Annotated in this window: 14 protein-coding genes; all 14 read left to right on the forward strand. The window is 71.5% G+C overall.

Going from position 1 to position 17,664, the window contains the following annotated elements:
- Window positions 1-4 precede the first annotated feature (4 nt).
- A complete protein-coding gene (locus tag GGQ69_RS01065) occupies window positions 5-1,255 on the forward strand; it encodes an amidohydrolase (protein WP_010142976.1) in 1,251 nt (416 codons plus the stop codon).
- A 187-nt stretch (window positions 1,256-1,442) separates the two neighbouring features.
- The gene (locus GGQ69_RS01070) at window positions 1,443-2,588 is read left to right on the forward strand and encodes a BMP family protein (RefSeq protein ID WP_183523530.1); all 1,146 of its coding nucleotides are present in this window, start codon (window positions 1,443-1,445) and stop codon (window positions 2,586-2,588) included.
- Window positions 2,589-2,694: 106 nt separating this feature from the next.
- Window positions 2,695-4,233, forward strand: a complete 1,539-nt coding sequence (locus GGQ69_RS01075) for an ABC transporter ATP-binding protein (protein ID WP_183523532.1) — start codon at window positions 2,695-2,697, stop codon at window positions 4,231-4,233.
- Window positions 4,230-5,762, forward strand: coding sequence for an ABC transporter permease (locus tag GGQ69_RS01080; protein WP_183523534.1), 1,533 nt, complete (start codon window positions 4,230-4,232; stop codon window positions 5,760-5,762). The genes GGQ69_RS01075 and GGQ69_RS01080 overlap by 4 nt, the downstream gene beginning before the upstream one ends.
- Window positions 5,759-7,075, forward strand: coding sequence for an ABC transporter permease (locus GGQ69_RS01085; RefSeq protein WP_183523536.1), 1,317 nt, complete (start codon window positions 5,759-5,761; stop codon window positions 7,073-7,075). Before GGQ69_RS01080 ends, GGQ69_RS01085 begins: the two co-directional genes overlap by 4 nt.
- 56 nt (window positions 7,076-7,131) lie before the next feature.
- Window positions 7,132-7,584, forward strand: coding sequence for a cytidine deaminase (locus GGQ69_RS01090; RefSeq protein WP_370577157.1), 453 nt, complete (start codon window positions 7,132-7,134; stop codon window positions 7,582-7,584).
- An 86-nt stretch (window positions 7,585-7,670) separates the two neighbouring features.
- Entirely contained in the window at window positions 7,671-9,149 is a 1,479-nt protein-coding gene (locus GGQ69_RS01095; protein WP_183523538.1) for a GntR family transcriptional regulator, read from the forward strand.
- Window positions 9,150-9,292: 143 nt separating this feature from the next.
- Window positions 9,293-10,780, forward strand: coding sequence for an aldehyde dehydrogenase family protein (locus GGQ69_RS01100; protein WP_183523540.1), 1,488 nt, complete (start codon window positions 9,293-9,295; stop codon window positions 10,778-10,780).
- A gap of 95 nt (window positions 10,781-10,875) precedes the next feature.
- Window positions 10,876-12,144 carry a D-arabinono-1,4-lactone oxidase gene (locus tag GGQ69_RS01105; protein ID WP_183523542.1) on the forward strand — a complete coding sequence of 423 codons (1,269 nt, stop codon included), beginning with the start codon at window positions 10,876-10,878 and terminating at the stop codon, window positions 12,142-12,144.
- Between the two features lie 40 nt (window positions 12,145-12,184).
- Window positions 12,185-13,534 (forward strand): ethanolamine utilization protein EutH, encoded by a 1,350-nt coding sequence (locus GGQ69_RS01110; RefSeq protein ID WP_183523544.1) that lies wholly within the window; start codon window positions 12,185-12,187, stop codon window positions 13,532-13,534.
- 76 nt (window positions 13,535-13,610) lie between these two features.
- On the forward strand, window positions 13,611-14,957 hold the full coding sequence (locus tag GGQ69_RS01115; RefSeq protein ID WP_183523546.1) for a thymidine phosphorylase: 1,347 nt from the start codon (window positions 13,611-13,613) through the stop codon (window positions 14,955-14,957).
- Between the two features lie 25 nt (window positions 14,958-14,982).
- On the forward strand, window positions 14,983-15,624 hold the full coding sequence (locus GGQ69_RS01120) for a DedA family protein (protein WP_183523548.1): 642 nt from the start codon (window positions 14,983-14,985) through the stop codon (window positions 15,622-15,624).
- Window positions 15,617-16,861, forward strand: coding sequence for an adenosine deaminase (locus GGQ69_RS01125; protein ID WP_183523550.1), 1,245 nt, complete (start codon window positions 15,617-15,619; stop codon window positions 16,859-16,861). Before GGQ69_RS01120 ends, GGQ69_RS01125 begins: the two co-directional genes overlap by 8 nt.
- The gene (locus GGQ69_RS01130) at window positions 16,858-17,637 is read left to right on the forward strand and encodes a MazG nucleotide pyrophosphohydrolase domain-containing protein (protein WP_183523552.1); all 780 of its coding nucleotides are present in this window, start codon (window positions 16,858-16,860) and stop codon (window positions 17,635-17,637) included. The genes GGQ69_RS01125 and GGQ69_RS01130 overlap by 4 nt, the downstream gene beginning before the upstream one ends.
- The last annotated feature ends 27 nt before the right edge of the window (window positions 17,638-17,664 follow it).

A 17,664-nucleotide genomic window follows, 5' to 3' on the forward strand; every position in this document is an offset into this window, starting at 1 on the left:
TGGGATGACCGCTCGCCATCCTGCCACCGGGGCCATACCCGTCCTGGACGACCCCGGACTGCCCAGGGTCGCCCCCCTCGTGGACCGCCTCGAGCCGGTCGCGGTGGGGCTGCGGCGTGACCTGCACGCCCACCCGGAGCTGTCCTACGACGAGCACCGCACCACCGCCAGGATCCTGGAGGTCCTCTCCGGCGCCGGGCTCTCGCCGGTGAAGCTCGAGGACACGGGCGCCTACGTCGATATCGGGGAGGGCCCCCTCGTGCTCGGCCTGCGGGCGGACATCGACGCGCTGCCGCTCACCGAGCGCACCGGACTGGACTACGCCTCCCGGGTCGACGGCGTCGCCCATGCCTGCGGGCACGACGTCCACACCGCCGTGATGGCCGGAACGGCACTGGCCCTGCACGAGATCCTCGCGGGCACCTCCGGTCTGGACCTGGACCCCTCCGCCCTGGGCGGCCGCGTCCGGGTGATCTTCCAGCCGGCCGAGGAGCGGCTGCCCGGCGGTTCCCTGACGGTCATCCGCCAGGGGGTCCTCGAGGGCCTGCCGCGCATCCTGGCCGCCCACTGCGAACCCCGGTTCGACGTCGGCACCCTCGGTACCCGCATCGGGGCCATCACCTCGGCCTCGGACACGATCAAGATCAGCCTGTCCGGACGCGGCGGCCACACCTCGCGGCCGCACGTGACCGAGGACCTCGTCTTCGCGCTGGCGGAGATCGCGGTCAACGTCCCGGCGGTGCTGATGCGGCGCATCGACGTGCGCTCGGCCGTCTCGGTGGTCTGGGGCCAGGTCAACGCCGGGGCCGCGCCGAACGCGATCCCCTCGACCGGTTACCTCGCCGGGACCATGCGGTGCCTGGACGCGGACGTGTGGGAGTCGGCCGGTGACCTGCTGGACGAGGTCGTGCACCAGGTGGCCCGCCCCTTCGGCGTCGACGTGCACCTGGAGCACGTCCGCGGGGTGCCCCCGGTGGTCAACACGGAGGCCGAGACGGACCTGATCGAGGACGCGGCCCGGTTCGAGCTGGGATCCCGCGCCATCCAGCTGACCGAGCAGTCGATGGGCGGGGAGGACTTCGCCTGGATGACCCAGCAGGTCCCCGGGGCCATGCTCCGGCTCGGGACCCGGACCCCGGGCGGCCCGGTGTACGACCTGCACATGGGGGACTACGCGCCGGACGAGCGGGCGATCGGGGTCGGCATGCGGATCTTCACCGCCGCCGCCCTGCGGGCCCTCGCGGGGGCCCAGTAGCGGGGGCGTGACGGTGCCGGCCACCGGCACTGGAATTCTGAAACGATTCCTCCCAAGTTTGGGTAAACTTCCGGGTAACTGTCCGCATCAGGGCACGGACACCACTGTGAGGGCCATCGGTCGGCCCGGAGCAGCACCGGCCAGCCCGGCTGCCCTCCCGCCTCATCACTCGCACCAAAGGATCATCATGGGCACTGCATCTGATCTGTCCCGCAAGGCACTCCTGCCGGCGGCCGTCCTCGGCCTCTCCGGCCTCCTGCTGGCCGGCTGCGGCGCGGCCCCCGAGGAGGAGACCCCCGGCGCCGGCTCCGAGACCGGGACGGAGAGCGCGAGCACCTCGGCGGTCGGCGCCGAGAACTCCGACTACACCGGATGCATCGTGTCCGACCAGGGCGGCTTCGACGACCGCTCCTTCAACCAGTCCTCGTACGAGGGACTGAAGTCGGCCGAGGAGGACTTCGGCATCAAGACCCGCGAGGCCGAGTCCACGAGCCCCACGGACTTCACCCCGAACGTCAACTCCATGCTCCAGGCCGGTTGCGACACCATCATCGGCGTGGGCTTCCTGCTGGGTGACACCATCAAGCCGATCGCGGCCTCGAACGAGGACACCCACTTCGTGGGCGTGGACGTCACGGACCCGGAGTTCCCGGACAACGTCCAGCGCATCATCTACGACACGGCCCAGGGCGCCTTCCTGGCCGGCTACCTGTCCGCCGGGGTCTCCGAGACGGGCAAGGTCGCCACCTACGGCGGGGCGGAGATCCCCACCGTGACGATCTTCATGGACGGTTTCGCCGCCGGGGTCGAGTACTACAACGAGCAGAAGGACGCAGACGTCCAGGTCCTCGGCTGGAACCGCGAGGCCAAGACCGGCTCGTTCACCGGCGACTTCGAGAACCAGGCCGCCGGCAAGACCAACACGACCAACTTCATCAACGAGGGCGCGGACATCATCATGCCCGTGGCCGGCCCCGTGGGCCTGGGCACCCTGGACGCGGTGACCGAGGCCAACGCCGCGGGCAAGGACGCCAAGGTCGTCTGGGTCGACTCCGACGGTTACCTGACCACGGACCAGGGCGAGGTCATCCTCACCTCGGTGATGAAGCTGATGGGCGAGGCGGTCCACGACGTCATCGAGGCCGACCTGGCCGGCGAGTTCTCCTCCGAGCCCTACGTCGGCACCCTGGAGAACGGCGGCGTCGCGCTCGCCCCGTTCCACGATCTCGACTCCGCGGTCTCCGAGGAGCTCAAGACCGAGCTGGAGGAGATCAAGGCCGGCATCATCGACGGCTCGATCACGGTCGACTCGGACTACTCGCCCGAGTCCTGATACCGTTCCGACAGCCCAGGCGGGGCGGCCCACCACGGCCGCTCCGCCCCCTGTCCGACATCCCTTCACGCAACGGTCCTCGTCAGGACAGATTGGCTGGAGCACGGTGAAACTCGAGTTGCGCGGCATCACCAAGAAATTCGGCGCCTTCACGGCCAATGACTCGATCGACCTCACGGTGGAGTCCGGGCAGGTGCACTCCCTCCTCGGGGAGAACGGCGCCGGCAAGTCCACCCTGATGAACGTGCTGTTCGGGCTCTACGAGCCCACGGCCGGAGAGATCCTCGTGGACGGCACCCCGGTCCGGTTCAGCGGCCCCGGGGAGGCCATGGCCGCCGGGATCGGCATGGTGCACCAGCACTTCATGCTGATCCCCGTCTTCACGGTGGCCGAGAACGTCGCCCTGGGTGACGAGCACACCCGGGCCGGTGGCATCCTCGACCTCGAGACCACCCGGCGGCGCATCCGCGAGATCTCGGACCGCTTCGGTTTCCACGTGGACCCCGACGCCCTGGTCGAGGACCTGCCGGTGGGCGTCCAGCAGCGCGTCGAGATCATCAAGGCCCTGGTCCGGGACGCCCGGGTGCTGATCCTCGACGAGCCCACGGCCGTGCTCACGCCGCAGGAGACCGACGAGCTGCTGGATATCATCCGCCAGCTGCGGGACAGCGGCACGGCCATCGTCTTCATCTCCCACAAGCTCCGCGAGGTCAAGGCGATCTCCACCCAGATCACCGTGCTGCGCCGCGGCCGGGTGGTCGGCACCGCGGACCCCGGCGCCGACCAGTCCGAGCTGGCCGCGCTGATGGTCGGCCGTGACGTCGTCCTGAACCGGGCGAAGTCCGCCCCGACCCTGGGGGAGGAGACGTTCACCGTCTCGAACCTCACGGTGCTCAGCCCGGACGGCGTCCGGCTCGTGGACGACGTCTCCTTCGGGATCCGCCAGGGCGAGGTGCTCGCGGTCGCCGGCGTCCAGGGCAACGGCCAGACCGAGCTGATTGAGGCCATCATGGGACTGCACAAGGCCCAGGGCTCGATCCGTCTCGACGGCGAGGAACTGCTCGGCCGCACGACCCGCCAGGTCATCCGGGCCGGCGTCGGGTACGTGCCCGAGGACCGGTCCACCGACGGGCTGGTCGGGCCGTTCACGGTGGCCGAGAACCTCGTGCTCAACCGCTATGACCGGCCCCCGGCCGGCAACGGACTCCAGCTCGACCCGAAGGCGATCCGCCGGCTGGCCGAGAAGCGGGTCCAGGAGTTCGACATCCGCACCCAGGGCGTGGACCTGCCGGTCGGCACCCTGTCCGGCGGCAACCAGCAGAAGGTCGTCATGGCCCGGGAACTGGTGGACGACCTCAAGCTGTTCATCGCCTCCCAGCCGACCCGCGGGGTCGACGTCGGCTCCATCGAGTTCCTGCACGAGCGCATCATCCGCGAGCGGGACTCCGGGACACCGGTCATGATCGTCTCCACGGAACTGGACGAGGTCCTGGACCTGGCCGACCGGATCGCGGTGATGTACCACGGTCGGATCATCGGCATCGTGCCGGGGGACACCTCGCGCGACGACCTCGGCCTGATGATGGCCGGCATCGACCCCGCGGCCAGCCCGCAGGACACCACCCCGAAGGGAGCGACGGCATGAGCACCGTGACCACGCAGGCCGGTCCGAAGCCCGGCGCGTCCGGGCCGGCGGCCGGCCGGCCGGACTGGGGTTCCGCACTGCGCCACATGATGGCCGGCAACGGCATGGTCACCGTGCTGGCGATCGTGCTGTCCCTGGTCATCAGCGCCGTGCTGATCATCCTCACCGACGAGGAGGTCCTGGAGGCCCTCGGGTACTTCTTCGCCCGCCCGCAGGACACCCTCGTGGCCGCCTGGGAGGCCGTGGCCGCGGCCTATTCCGCCCTGTTCCGCGGGGCGGTGTTCAACTACCAGGCCGAGGACTTCACGGGCATGATCTACCCGTTCATGGAGTCGCTGACCCTCTCGACGCCGCTGATCATCATCTCGCTGGGCATCGCGATCTCCTTCCGCTCCGGCCTGTTCAACATCGGCGGCCAGGGACAGATGATCTTCGGTGCCATGTTCGCCACCTTCTTCGGCGTGCACCTGCAGCTGCCCTTCGGGGTGCACCTGCTGCTGGTGGTCATCATGGGCATCCTCGGCGGTGCCCTGTGGGGCTCGATCGTGGGCATCCTCAAGGCCGCCACCGGCGCCCATGAGGTCATCCTGACCATCATGCTCAACTACATCGCGGTCTACCTCGTGGCGTACCTGCTGCAGACCCCGGTGCTGCAGCGCGAGGGGTCCACGAACCCGGTCTCGGACTTCCTCGAGCCCACCGCCGTGTTCCCGCCGCTGCTGGGGGACTCCTTCCGCCTCCACTGGGGCTTCGTGGTCGCGATCCTCACGACCGTCTTCGCGTGGTGGCTGATCCAGCGCTCGACGATCGGCTTCCAGCTGCGGGCCGTGGGCGCCAACCCGGCGGCGGCCCGCACGGCCGGTGTCTCGGTGAAGCGGATGTACGTGGTGGCGATGGTCATCTCGGGCGGCCTGGCCGGCCTGGCCGGCGTGAGCCAGGTCTCCGGCACCGAGAAGGTCCTCAACACGGACGTGGCCGGCTCCTTCGGCTTCGACGCCATCACCGTGGCCCTGCTGGGCCGGTCCAACCCGGTCGGTGTCTTCTTCGCCGGGCTGCTCTTCGGTGCCCTGCGCGCGGGCGGGGTGACCATGCAGACGGAGACCGGCGTGCCGATCGACATCGTGCTGATCATCCAGTCGCTGATCGTGCTGTTCATCGCCGCCCCGCCGCTGGTGCGCACCATCTTCCGGCTGCCGGCGCCCAGTGCCCTGGAGGCCCGCACTGCGGCGGACCCGGTCACCCAGCCGGCGCTGGCCGGCGCCGCGGCCGCCACCACGACCACCGCCGGCGGCACCGCTCCCGCCGCGGAGTCCGCCGTCGTCGGTGACGCCGTGGGCGTGGCCGCCGGGGACGCGGCGTCCCCGCCCTCCCCGGCCGAGACCGCCTCCCCGGCCGAGACCGCCTCCCCGGCCGAGGCGGCCCCCGCCGGCGCCCGGCGGGACGCACCCGACGCCGGCCCGCCACCGGGCGGGCGGGGCACGGCATCCCCGACGCAGGACACCACCGGTGAGGAAGGCGAGCAGCGATGAGCACCACCGTCACCGTCCCGTCCGGTTCCGGCGCCTCGCCGGCCGCCGGCCCTGCACCGCAACCGCAGCGCGAGATCGTCCGGCACTGGGCCACCCCCATCACCTTCGCCGTGCTCACGGTCATCTCCCTGCTGGTCTTCGCCCTGGGCGCCTCGGGCGAGTCCGCCACCTTCCGCATTTCCACCGAGGCCGACGCGGTCCAGATCCCGGACATCGTGGCACCGACCGTGCCCGTGGGCTGGATCATCACCCTCCTGCTGGCCGCACTGACCGTGTGGGGGTTGCTGTCCGTGCGCCGCCGGGGCACGGTCCCCGGCTGGGGCTCGGCGGCGTTCGCGGTGCTGTTCGTGGCCGGTTTCCTGGTGTGGGTGGTCGGTGCCGCCAACACCACCACGGTGTTCCTGACCGGCCTGATCGCCGGAGCCTTCGTCCTGGCCGTCCCGCTGATCTTCGGCTCGATGGCCGGGGTGCTCTCGGAACGGGCCGGCGTGGTCAACATCGCCATCGAGGGCCAGCTGCTGGCCGGTGCGTTCACCGCCGCGGTGACCGGTTCGGTCACCGGCTCGGTCTGGGCCGGCCTGCTGGCCGCGGTCGTGGCGGGCGCACTGGTCTCGGCCCTGCTGGCGGTGTTCTCCATCCGCTACCTCGTCAACCAGGTGATCGTGGGCGTGGTGCTCAACGTCCTCGTGGCCGGGCTGACCAGTTTCCTGTTCTCCACCCTGCTGAGCTCGGACTCGTCCCGCTTCAACTCCCCGCCCCACTTCGAGAGCATCCGGATCCCGGTCCTGGCGGACATCCCGGTCATCGGTCCGATCCTCTTCGACCAGACTGTGCTCGGCTACGGGATGTACCTGATCGTGGCGGCGCTGTACGTGGGGTTGTTCCGCACCCGGTGGGGACTGCGCGTGCGGGCCGTCGGCGAGCACCCCAAGGCCGCGGACACCGTGGGCATCAACGTCCTGCGCACGCGCTACGTCAACGTGCTGCTGGCCGGGGCGATCGCGGGGATGGGCGGTGCGTTCTTCACGCTGGTGAACTCCTCTTCCTTCTCCAAGGAGATGACCGCCGGGCAGGGCTTCATCGCCCTGGCCGCGGTGATCTTCGGTCGGTGGAACCCGATCGGGGCGTTCTTCGCCGCCCTGCTGTTCGGCTTCGCCACCAACATGCAGTTCGTCCTGGCCATCCTCGGCACACCGGTGCCCAGCCAGTTCATGGCGATGCTGCCCTACCTCGTGACCATCCTGGTGGTGGCCGGTCTGGTGGGCAGGTCGCGAGGTCCGGCGGCCGCCGGCACACCCTACGTGAAGGAGTAGCCGTGACCGATTTCTGCAACGACAACCTCGACGAGGCCTTCGCGGACGACATCCCGCTGACCGCCTCCCTCCCGCGACTGACCGGCGTCGGTTCGGGAGTGGACTGGAAGCGCCTGGAGTCCGCGGCGCGTGCGGCGATGACCCGGGCCTACGTGCCCTACTCCTCGTTCCCCGTCGGGGCGGCCGCCATGGTCGAGGACGGCCGGATCGTCACCGGCTGCAACATCGAGAACGCCTCGCTCGGGCTGACCCTGTGTGCCGAGTGCTCCCTGGTGTCCCAGCTGCAGATGACCGGCGGAGGCCGGTTGGTGGCGTTCTACTGCGTCAACGGACAGGGTGAGGTCCTCATGCCCTGCGGCCGGTGCCGACAGCTGCTCTTCGAGTTCCACGCCCCGGGCATGCTGCTGATGGGCCCCGAGGGCGAGCTGACCATGGACCAGGTCCTGCCCTCGGCGTTCGGCCCCGCGGACATGGCGGACATGGCGGACCGCCGTGGGCGCCGTGCCTGATCCGGCCCCGTCGCCGACGTGACGGGACCGGGCCCGGACAGGGTCGTCACGTCCGGACGGGCACGTCCGGTCGGTACGCTGAGGCCGTGGAGGCAAGGGTGAGCGGCGGGGACCGCATCGAGTCGAACGTGCTGTCGATGGTGAGCCGGCTGAAGACCCCCGATGCCGCGGCGCCCCTGTCCCACCAGGTGGAGCACCGTCTGGCTGCCGGCATCGCCATCGGGCTGCTCCAGCAGGGCCAGCGGCTCCCGTCCGAGACCATCGTGGCCAGGATCTTCGGCGTCTCACCGGTGACCCTGCGGCAGGCGCTGGACCGGCTCCGGGCCCGCGGACTGGTGCGGACGCGCACGGGACGGCATGGGGGCACGGTCTTCACCCCGGACCCGCATCAACTCGACACCATGGCGCGGGAGGAACTGACGGCGATGTCCCTGGGGGACATCGCCGACCTGGGTGGGCAGGTCGCCACGGTCCTGGCCGCCTGTGCCCGGCGTGCGGCCGCCACCTGCGACGAGCACGAGATCGAGGCGCTGGGCGAGGCGGCCCGGGCGACGCTGGCCGTTGATCCCATGGGCGTGCGCAGGGCGCACATGCTCCTGGCCGTGAAACTCGCCTCCACCTCGCGCTCGGAGGGCCTGATGGAGATGGCGCTGCCCCTGGCCGGTGAGCTGCAGGCCCTGTCCTGGCACGGGCCCCAGTCTGCGGCGTTCGCCGAGCAGCTGTCCGCGACCTGCGGGGAACTGGTCGCGGCCATCGCGGCCGCCGACGTGACCCGCGCGCAGGAGATCACCCATCGGTACGCCGAGTCGCTGCGCTCCGCGCTGATGACCGCCCGGGCACGGCTCTACGCGGAGGCCGCTGCGGCCGGGGACGGGGGTGTTCCCGGCATGACCCGTCGCCTCGAGGGCCTGCACCGACGCCTGGGGGCGGTGCGGGAGGCCCTGGACGGACTCGACCCCGCCGAGGCCACCGGGGAGTCCGGCCCTGGCGTGGTGGACCAGCTGCTGAGGACGGCCGCGGAGGAGGACGCGGAACTGGTGCGGGGAGCCGGGATCGCCTTCGCCCCCGGACTGTTGCGCGACCAGCCGCTGTGGCTGAACTGGTGGGACGGGGAGGAGCCCCGGGAACTCAGGTTCAAGGCCCACACGTTCAACGTCGCGGCACTGCGCTACTACGACTACACGCGGATGCCGTGGTTCCGGCAACCGCTGGCCCTCGGGCGTCTCTGCGCCTACGGCCCCTACCTCGACCAGGGGGGCATCGACCGGGTCACGGTGACCGTGGGCATACCGGTCTCGGGGACGGTCTTCCGGGGGAGCGTCATCGGGGCCGACCTGAGGATGGACGGCCTCGAGGCGGCCCTGTTCTCCGGCCGGGAGGCGGTGGACCCGCGTGCGGGTGCGGCCCTGGTCAACGCCGAGGGCAGGGTGATCGTCAGTTCGCTCCCGGGGGGTGTCCCCGGCACGCGCCTGCCGATCGGGGAGGCGTTCACGCGGGAGCCGTTGAGGGGTGCGGACCCGGGGGTCGAGGCCCTGGGGTGGTCGGTGTGGAGGACGGCCGACTGAGCCGTGTCCCGGTGAGGCCGGCGGAGGAGGCTCCCGCCGGGGCGCCACGAGGAGACACGAAGACGGGACGCCGGGGGCTTGTAACCCGATACTCCTATTGTTTATAGTGTAGTGACATGCATCACACCAGGAAGGTCTGCGACATGTCTCATCCCCACCTCTCCGTGCTTCGCGCCGAGAACGCCCAGGACATCGCGCTCCCGGAGCTCGGCCACGTGATCGGGGGCCGGGTCACGCAGGGTGACGCCGGTGGCTCCGCGGCGGTGATGGACCCGTCTCGTGGCACCCGGATCGGGAACATCGGCCTCGGATCCGCGGCGGACGTGGACGCAGCGGTCGCCGCCGCGCGTTCCGCACAGCCGGAGTGGGCGGCGCTGACCCCGCGCCGGCGCGCCGACCGGCTCCTGGCGCTGGCCCGTGCCCTGGCCGACGACGCCCAGGCCTTCCAGGCGCTCGAGTCCCTGAACTGCGGCAAGCCCGCGGAGGTCGCGGAGGACGACGTCGCCAGCGCCGTGGACACCCTCTCCTTCATGGCGGGCGCCGGGCGGACGGCGACCGCGCCGGCCCCGGATGAGTACGTCGAGGGAGTCACCTCGTTGATCCGGCGGGAGCCGGTCGGGGTGGTCGGGGCCATCACCCCGTGGAACTACCCGTTGCTCATGGCCGTGTGGAAGCTGGCGCCGGCGCTCATGGCCGGCAACGCCGTGGTGCTCAAGCCCAGTGAGATCACCCCCCTCACCCTGCTGCGCTTCGCCCAGCTCTCCGCCGGCATCCTCCCGCCCGGGGTCCTGAACGTGGTGCTGGGTGACGGGCCGGGGGTTGGGGAGGCGCTCAGTGGCCATCCGGGCGTGGACCTCGTGGCGCTCACCGGGAGCGTGCGGGCCGGGACCGCCGTGGCGCGCAACGCTGCGGGCACCCTGAAGAGGGTCCACCTGGAGCTCGGCGGCAAGGCGCCCGTGGTGATCCTGCCGGACGCCGACCTGGACCTCGCCGCCACCACGGTGGCGGAGGCCGGGTACTGGAATTCCGGGCAGGAGTGCGGCGCCGCGTGCCGGGTGCTGGTGCACTCCTCCATCGTGGAGGCCTTCGGTGAGCTGCTGGTCGGCAAGGTCTCCGAGTACGTCCTGGCCGAGCCGGGAGCCCCGACGCCGGCACGCTCCCTGGGGCCGATGATCTCCCAGGCGCATTTCGGCAGGGTCCGGCAGAAGATCGCCGAGGCCGTCGGGGAAGGGGCGGAGGTGCTGCTGGGCGGCGGCTCGGACGACTCCCGCGGGTACTGGGTCGAGCCGACGGTCCTGAAGGTCCCCCAGGGGGCGGCCGTCACCCGGGACGAGGTCTTCGGGCCGGTGGTCTCGATCGAGGAGTTCGACCACGAGGCGGAGGCCGTCTCCCGCGCCAATGACACGGACTACGGGCTGACGGCGTCCGTGTTCACCCGCGACCTCGCGGCGGGGATGTCCGTGATGGGTGCGCTCGACTTCGGCAGCGTCAACGTCAACACCCACCTGGCCCTGCCGACCGAGATGCCCTGGGGCGGCTTCAAGAGGAGCGGCTATGGCCGTGACCTGTCCGCCTACGCCCTGGACGACTTCAGCCGCACCAAGCACGTGGCGCTGAATGTCGCGCGCTGATCCCGGGCCGTCACCTGCCCCCGCCCTCACGCGGCGATCCCTCTCCCGACCATCCCCCGTCCCGTTCCGGACGGTTTCACCTCCCAGGAGCACTCATGAAGACCACCAGCACGGCGCTTCCCTCCGCGCGTCATCAGCAGCAATGGACCAACTGGGGCGGCAACCAGGTGTGCACGCCCGCGCTGACCGTCAGGCCGACCACGGAGGCCGAAGCCGTGGCCGCCGTCCGGCACGCCATCAAGGAGGGCCTCGGGGTCCGCGTGGCGGGATCCGGTCACTCCTTCACGCCCGTGGTGCAGACCGGGGGGATGCTGCTGGACCTGTCCGGCCTGCAGGGCATCACGGGCATCGACGCGTCGACCCGGCGCGTCCGTGCGCTCGGCGGGACGACCATCGACAGGTTCGGTGATCCGCTCTGGGAGCACGGCCTGGCCCTGGCCAACCAGGGGGACATCGACAAGCAGGCGATCGCCGGGGCCGTATCCACGGCGACGCACGGATCCGGCCTCGGGCTGGGGTCGTTCTCCTCGACGGTGCGGTGGATGCGGCTGCTGACCGGACAGGGCGAGATCGTCGAGATCGACGAGACGGATCCCGAGCGGCTGCACGCGGTCCAGGTCGCCGTGGGCACGGCGGGCGTCATCCTGGAGCTCGAGCTGCAGGCCGTGGAGGCCTACCACCTCCGGGAGCAGATCACCTACGAGACGACGGAGGAGCTCCTGGCGAACTGGGAGCGCAACCCCGCAGAGTCCCGGCACTTCTCGTTCCTGTGGTGCCAGGCCCCGGAATCCGCCGGCCTGTACGAACTGCCCACGCCGGAGGGGCTGGACATGGTCGGCCGCGCCTACACGAAGCGCTACTGGGCGGAGTCCCTCGACGAATCGGACGGCCAGGCGCTGAGCTCCGAGGAGGGGCGGCGCCGCGACCGTTCCTACCGGATCTACCCCGGCGGGTTCATGCTGCCGTTCCACGAACTGGAGTACTACGTCGGGGTGGGCCGGGCGAAGGAGGCCTGGGTCGCCTTGAAGGACCTCATCGTGGAGGACTTCCCCGATCAGCACTATCCGATCGAGACCCGCTGGACCCGGGGTGACGAGGCCTTCATCTCACCGTTCCACGCCGAGGACAAGGTCAGCCTCTCGGTGTCCGGCGCGCCCGGGACCGATTACTGGCCCTACCTCCAGGCGGTGGACGCCCTGCTCGACGGCTTTGACGCGACGGTGCACTGGGGCAAGATCCACCTGCTGACCCGCGAGCGTGCCGAACGGCTGTTCCCCCGCCTGCCGGACTTCCTGGCCGTGCGCCGGGAACTCGACCCCCACGGGGTCTTCCTCAACGACCACACCCGGGCACTGTTCCAGTGAACGGCCACCCGGACCCCTCCAGAGCCTAAGGACCCCTGTCATGGAACTCGTCGGCAACATCGTCATCTGGATCATGATGGTCTTCGTCGTCATCGGCGCGGTGGGGGCCGTGCGGGACGACTCGAAGGGCATCGGCAAGGAATTCAAGGAGGGGCTACACTCGATCGGCCCGATCTTCCTGCCCGTGGCCGGGATCATGGCCTCGGTCCCGTACCTGTCGCTCTTCGTCGAGTTCATCACCGGCAGGATCTTCGACGCCGTCGGGGCCGACCCGTCGATGGCGGCCGGTGCGCTGATCGCCGGGGACATGGGAGGCTACAACCTGGCCGCGGTGACGGCCGAGTCCCACGGCGCCTGGATCATGGCGGCGGCCACGGCGTTCATGTCCGGGTCCACCATCGTCTTCTCCATCCCCGTGGGGCTGGCCATGCTGCAGCGGGTCCACCACCGGTACCTGGCGCTGGGCGTCATGTCCGGGGTGCTGACCATTCCCCTGGGCGTGCTGGTGACGACGAGCATCCTGATCCTGACGAACACCAGCCTCCGCAGCGACGTCTCCACCTCCTCGCCCGCGGACACCCCCATGGACCTGGGCTGGGGACAGGTCCTGGCCAACCTCCTGCCCATCCTCGTCTTCGTGGTGGTGCTGGCGCTGCTGCTGCGCTTCGCGACGCGGTTCATGATCGCCGCGTTCCTGGTCTTCGGCCGGGTCCTGGACGCCGCGCTGAAGATCGTGCTCGCGCTCGTCATCGTCGAGTACTTCACCGGCGCGCTGTCCACGCTGTGGACCGGCTGGGGCTTCGATCCCATCATCGCGGACGAGGAGGACCAGTTCCGCGCCCTGGAGATCGCGGGGTACATCGGCATCATGCTGGCCGGTGCGTTCCCCCTGGTCTACGTCATCCGGACCACGCTGGCCCGTCCGCTCGAGGCCGTGGGCGGCCGCGTGGGGATCAGCAAGGAGGGGATCGCCGCCATCCTGGCGGCCGCCGCCAACATCCTGGCCATGTTCCGGCTGATTCCCGTGATGCCCCCGAAGGACCGCGTCATCGTCATCGCGTTCTCGGTCTGCGCGGCGTTCACGTTCGGCGACCACCTGGCGTTCATGGCGAACTTCCAGCCCAACATGGTCGTCCCCCTGACCATCGGCAAGCTCACGGCCGGGGTGGTCGCGATGCTGCTCGCCGTGTGGCTGGCGGTGCCCACGGTGCGGAAGATGCAGGACCAGGACCAGTCCGCGCACCAGGACCGGCACGAGCACCCGGACCAGGAGCAGGATCAGGCCGTGGACCAGGACGCCCGGGAGGCGGCGGCCGGCACCACGGGGTCCCCGTCCGGGTCCACCGAGGCCCCGGTCCCGGCACGTCGCGAGGCGGCGGGGGAGGCCTGACGGCGAGCGGGAGGCGGCAGTCAGGGGCCCGGCGGGCATGGACCGGGCCCCTGACGTGCCGCGATATCCTGAGGCGATGACCGACCCGTCTCCCGCCCCGACGCCCCACGAACCCTTCGACGCCGTCGAGGTCATCCGCGCCAAGCGGGACCGTCACACGCTGACCGGTGAACAGATCGACTGGGTGGTGGACGCCTACACCCGCGGGGTGGTGGCGCACGAGCAGATGTCCGCCCTGGCCATGGCCATCCTGCTCAACGGCATGGACCGCTCCGAGATCGCCCGGTGGACCGCCGCGATGATCGCCTCGGGCGAGCGCATGGACTTCTCCGGGCTGCGTGCGCCCGACGGCGGCGTGAAGCCGACCGCTGACAAGCACTCCACCGGAGGGGTGGGGGACAAGATCACGCTCCCGCTGGCCCCGCTGGTCGCCGTGTACGGCGTGGCGGTGCCCCAGTTGTCCGGCCGCGGCCTCGGCCACACCGGAGGCACCCTGGACAAGCTCGAGTCGATCCCCGGCTGGCGGGCCGACCTGACCAACCAGGCCATGATGGACCAGCTCCAGGACGTCGGCGCCGTCATCTGCGCGGCCGGCGCCGGCCTGGCCCCGGCGGACAAGAAGCTCTACGCCCTGCGGGACGTGACCGGCACGGTGGAGGCGATCCCGTTGATCGCCTCCTCGATCATGTCCAAGAAGATCGCCGAGGGCACCGGCACCCTCGTGCTCGACGTCAAGTGCGGCTCCGGCGCGTTCATGAAGGACGAGGCGCAGGCCCGGGAGCTGGCCCGCACCATGGTCGACCTGGGCCGGGACGCCGGTGTCACCACCACGGCGCTGCTGACGGACATGTCCACCCCGCTGGGACTGACCGCGGGCAATGCCATCGAGGTCGAGGAGTCCGTCGAGGTCCTGGCCGGGGGAGGGCCGGCCGACGTCGTGGAACTGACCGTGGCGCTGGCCCGCGCCATGCTGGCCGGGGCCGGGGTCACCGGTGTGGACCCGGCCGAGGCGCTGGCCGACGGCCGGGCCATGGACGTCTGGCGGCGGATGATCGCCGCCCAGGGCGGGGACCCGGACGCCGCCCTGCCCCGGGCCCGGCAGTCCCACGTGCTCACCGCCCCGGAATCGGGGGTGCTGACGCGCCTGGACGCCATGGCCGTGGGCCTGGCCGCGTGGCGCCTCGGGGCCGGACGCGCACGCCGCGAGGACCCCGTCCAGGCCGGGGCCGGCGTGCGGATGCACGCCAAGCCCGGGGACACCGTGCAGGCCGGGCAGCCGCTGCTGACCCTGTTGACGGACACCCCGGAGCAGTTCGACCGGGCCCTGGCCGCGCTGGAGGGCGGCTTCGACATCGCCCCCGCGGGGTCCGGGGAGGCAGCGTCCTTCTCGCCGCGGCCGCTGCTCATCGACCGCATCGACTGAGGAACCGCGCCGATAGGCTGGAACCGTGCTGCAGCTGATCGAGGACATCGTCCTCCACGCCGCCGGCCAGTGGTGGGTGCTGCTTGCCGTCTACCTGCTGTGCACCATCGACGGCTTCTTCCCCGTCGTGCCTTCCGAGTCGGTCCTGGTGGCGCTGGCCTCGGTCTCCGGCCAGGAACAGACCGTGTCCCTGTGGTGGGTCTGGCTGGCCGGCGCCCTCGGGGCCATCACCGGGGACCAGATCGCCTACACCCTGGGCCGGCGGATCGGTGTCGACCGGTTCCGGTGGATGCGCACCCGTTCGGCCCGGCGGGCGGTCGGCTCGGCCCGCAGGGCCCTGGACGGTCACGGCGCCCTGGTCATCTGCACCGCCCGGTACATCCCCGGCGGCCGGGTCGCCGTGAACTACACCGCCGGGGCCACCGGGTACCCGAGGACGCGCTTCACCGTGCTGGACACCGTCGCCGCGGTGCTGTGGTCGGCCTATTCGATCGGCATCGCCCGGGCCACGGCCGGTTGGCTGGACAACACGCTGCTGCAGATCCTGGTCGCCCTGGTGGCGGCCGCCGTCGCCGGCTGGCTCCTCGACGTGCTCTTCAAGCGGGTGTACGCCCGGCTCGCCGGCCGGGGGCCGACGGTGCCTCCCGTAGACTCGCCCCGTGACTGACGCGATCGAATTCACCGCCCCCTCCCCGCTCGACATCGACCTGGCGGCCCTGCCCAAGATCAGCCTCCACGACCACCTGGACGGCGGCCTGCGCCCGGCCACCATCCTTGAGCTGGCCGCCTCGGCCGGGCACGCCCTGCCCGCCGACACCGCCGATGACCTGGCCCACTGGTTCGCGGAGTCCGCGAACTCGGGCACGCTGGAGCGCTACCTGGAGACCTTCGACCACACGATCGCCGTGATGCAGACCGCGGAGCACCTGCACCGCGTGGCCCGTGAGTTCGTCGAGGACCTCGTGGAGGACGGCGTCGTGTACGCCGAGGTCCGCTGGGCCCCCGAGCAGCACCTGGCGGGCGGGCTCACCCTGGACCAGGCGGTCGAGGCCGTGCAGGCGGGCCTCGACGAGGGCGTGGCCAACGCCGAGGACGCCGGTGCCACCATCCGGGTCGGCCAGCTCATCACCGCCATGCGCCAGAACGACCGCTCGATGGAGATCGCCGAGTTGGCCGTGCGCCACCGCCAGGCCGGGGCCGTCGGCTTCGACATCGCCGGACCGGAGACGGGTTTCCCCCCGGCCCGCTTCACCGAGGCCTTCACCTGGCTGGCCGCCCAGCACTTCCCGGCCACCGTCCACGCCGGGGAGTCGGACGGCGTGGACTCCATCCGCGACGCCCTGCTCAACGGCCGGGCCCTGCGCCTGGGCCACGGCGTGCGGATCGCGGACGACATCACCGTGGAGTTCGACGCGGTGGACGAGAACGGGGAGCGGGTCGGCGCGGACTCCGCGCTCGTGGACCTCGGTGAGACGGCCGCCTGGGTGCGGGACCGGGGGATCGCCCTGGAGGTCTGCCCCTCGTCCAACCTGCAGACCGGCGCCGTGGAGGCCTACGGCGGGACCGTCTCCACGCACCCGATCGACATGCTCCACCAGCTGGGCTTCCGGGTGACGATCAACCCGGACAACCGGTTGATGAGCGGGGTGTCTCTCACCGACGAGCTCTACCTGCTGGCCGAGGTCTTCGGCTACTCGCTGGAGGAACTGCTGGACTTCCAGCTCAACGCCGCCGAGGCGGCCTTCCTGCCGCTCGAGGAGCGAGAGGTCCTGGCCGAGCTGCTCGTGGAGACCTGGGGGGAGGTCATCTCCACCGGGGCCACCTCCGAGGGCCCGGTGATCCTGGAGGCGTTCGTCGACGAGGACGGGGACGAGGGCCCCGGCGCGGACGACGACCGCGCGTGAGCGAGACCGTCGACCGGCTGGTCTGGGTGGTCGCGCGTCTCCGGGAGCACTGCCCCTGGACCCGCCGGCTGACGCACGACGCCCTGACCGAGTACCTCGTCGAGGAGGCCTATGAGGCCGTCGAGGTGATCGATTCCGGGCCCGCCGGGGCCTGGGGGGCCGGCGCCGTGGCGGACGGCACCTACGAGCGGCTGCGGCTGGAGCTCGGGGACGTGCTGTTCCAGGTGGTCCTGCACGCCGCGATCGCCACGGACGCCGGGGGCTTCGACCTCGACGGCGCCGCCGAGGCCATCACCGCCAAGATGATCCGCCGCAACCCGCACGTCTTCCACGCCGACGGCCGGCTGCGGGACCCGGAGGACCTGGCCGCGGCCACGATCGCGGACATCGAGCGCACCTGGGAGCGGATCAAGCGTGCCGAGCGCGAGGCCGCCGGGGCCGGGCCGGCACCGCAGGGCACGACGCCGGCCCCCGCCGGGGCCTTCGCCGACCTCCCGGCCGCGCTGCCGGCGCTCGCGGCCGCCGCGAAGGTGGTCGACCGCGCCGCCCGGCAGCCGGTGGACCCGCTCCCGGACCCGGGCCCGCCGCCGTCGGGACCGGGAGGGGACCCGCTGGCGGACGAGGACGGCCTCGGGGCGGAGCTGTTCCGGCTCGTCCAGCTCGCCCGCGCCGCCGGCCTGGACCCCGAGCGCGCGCTGCGCCGCCACCTGGCCTCGGTGCGCGCCGACCTGGGGTCCGGCCGTCACGGCGGCGGTCGGACCGCGGCGAGCGGTTAGGCTGAACCCGCGTTGCACCCTCGGAAC

The organism is Micrococcus sp. TA1 (genome assembly GCF_014199555.1).
Lineage (GTDB): Bacteria > Actinomycetota > Actinomycetes > Actinomycetales > Micrococcaceae > Citricoccus.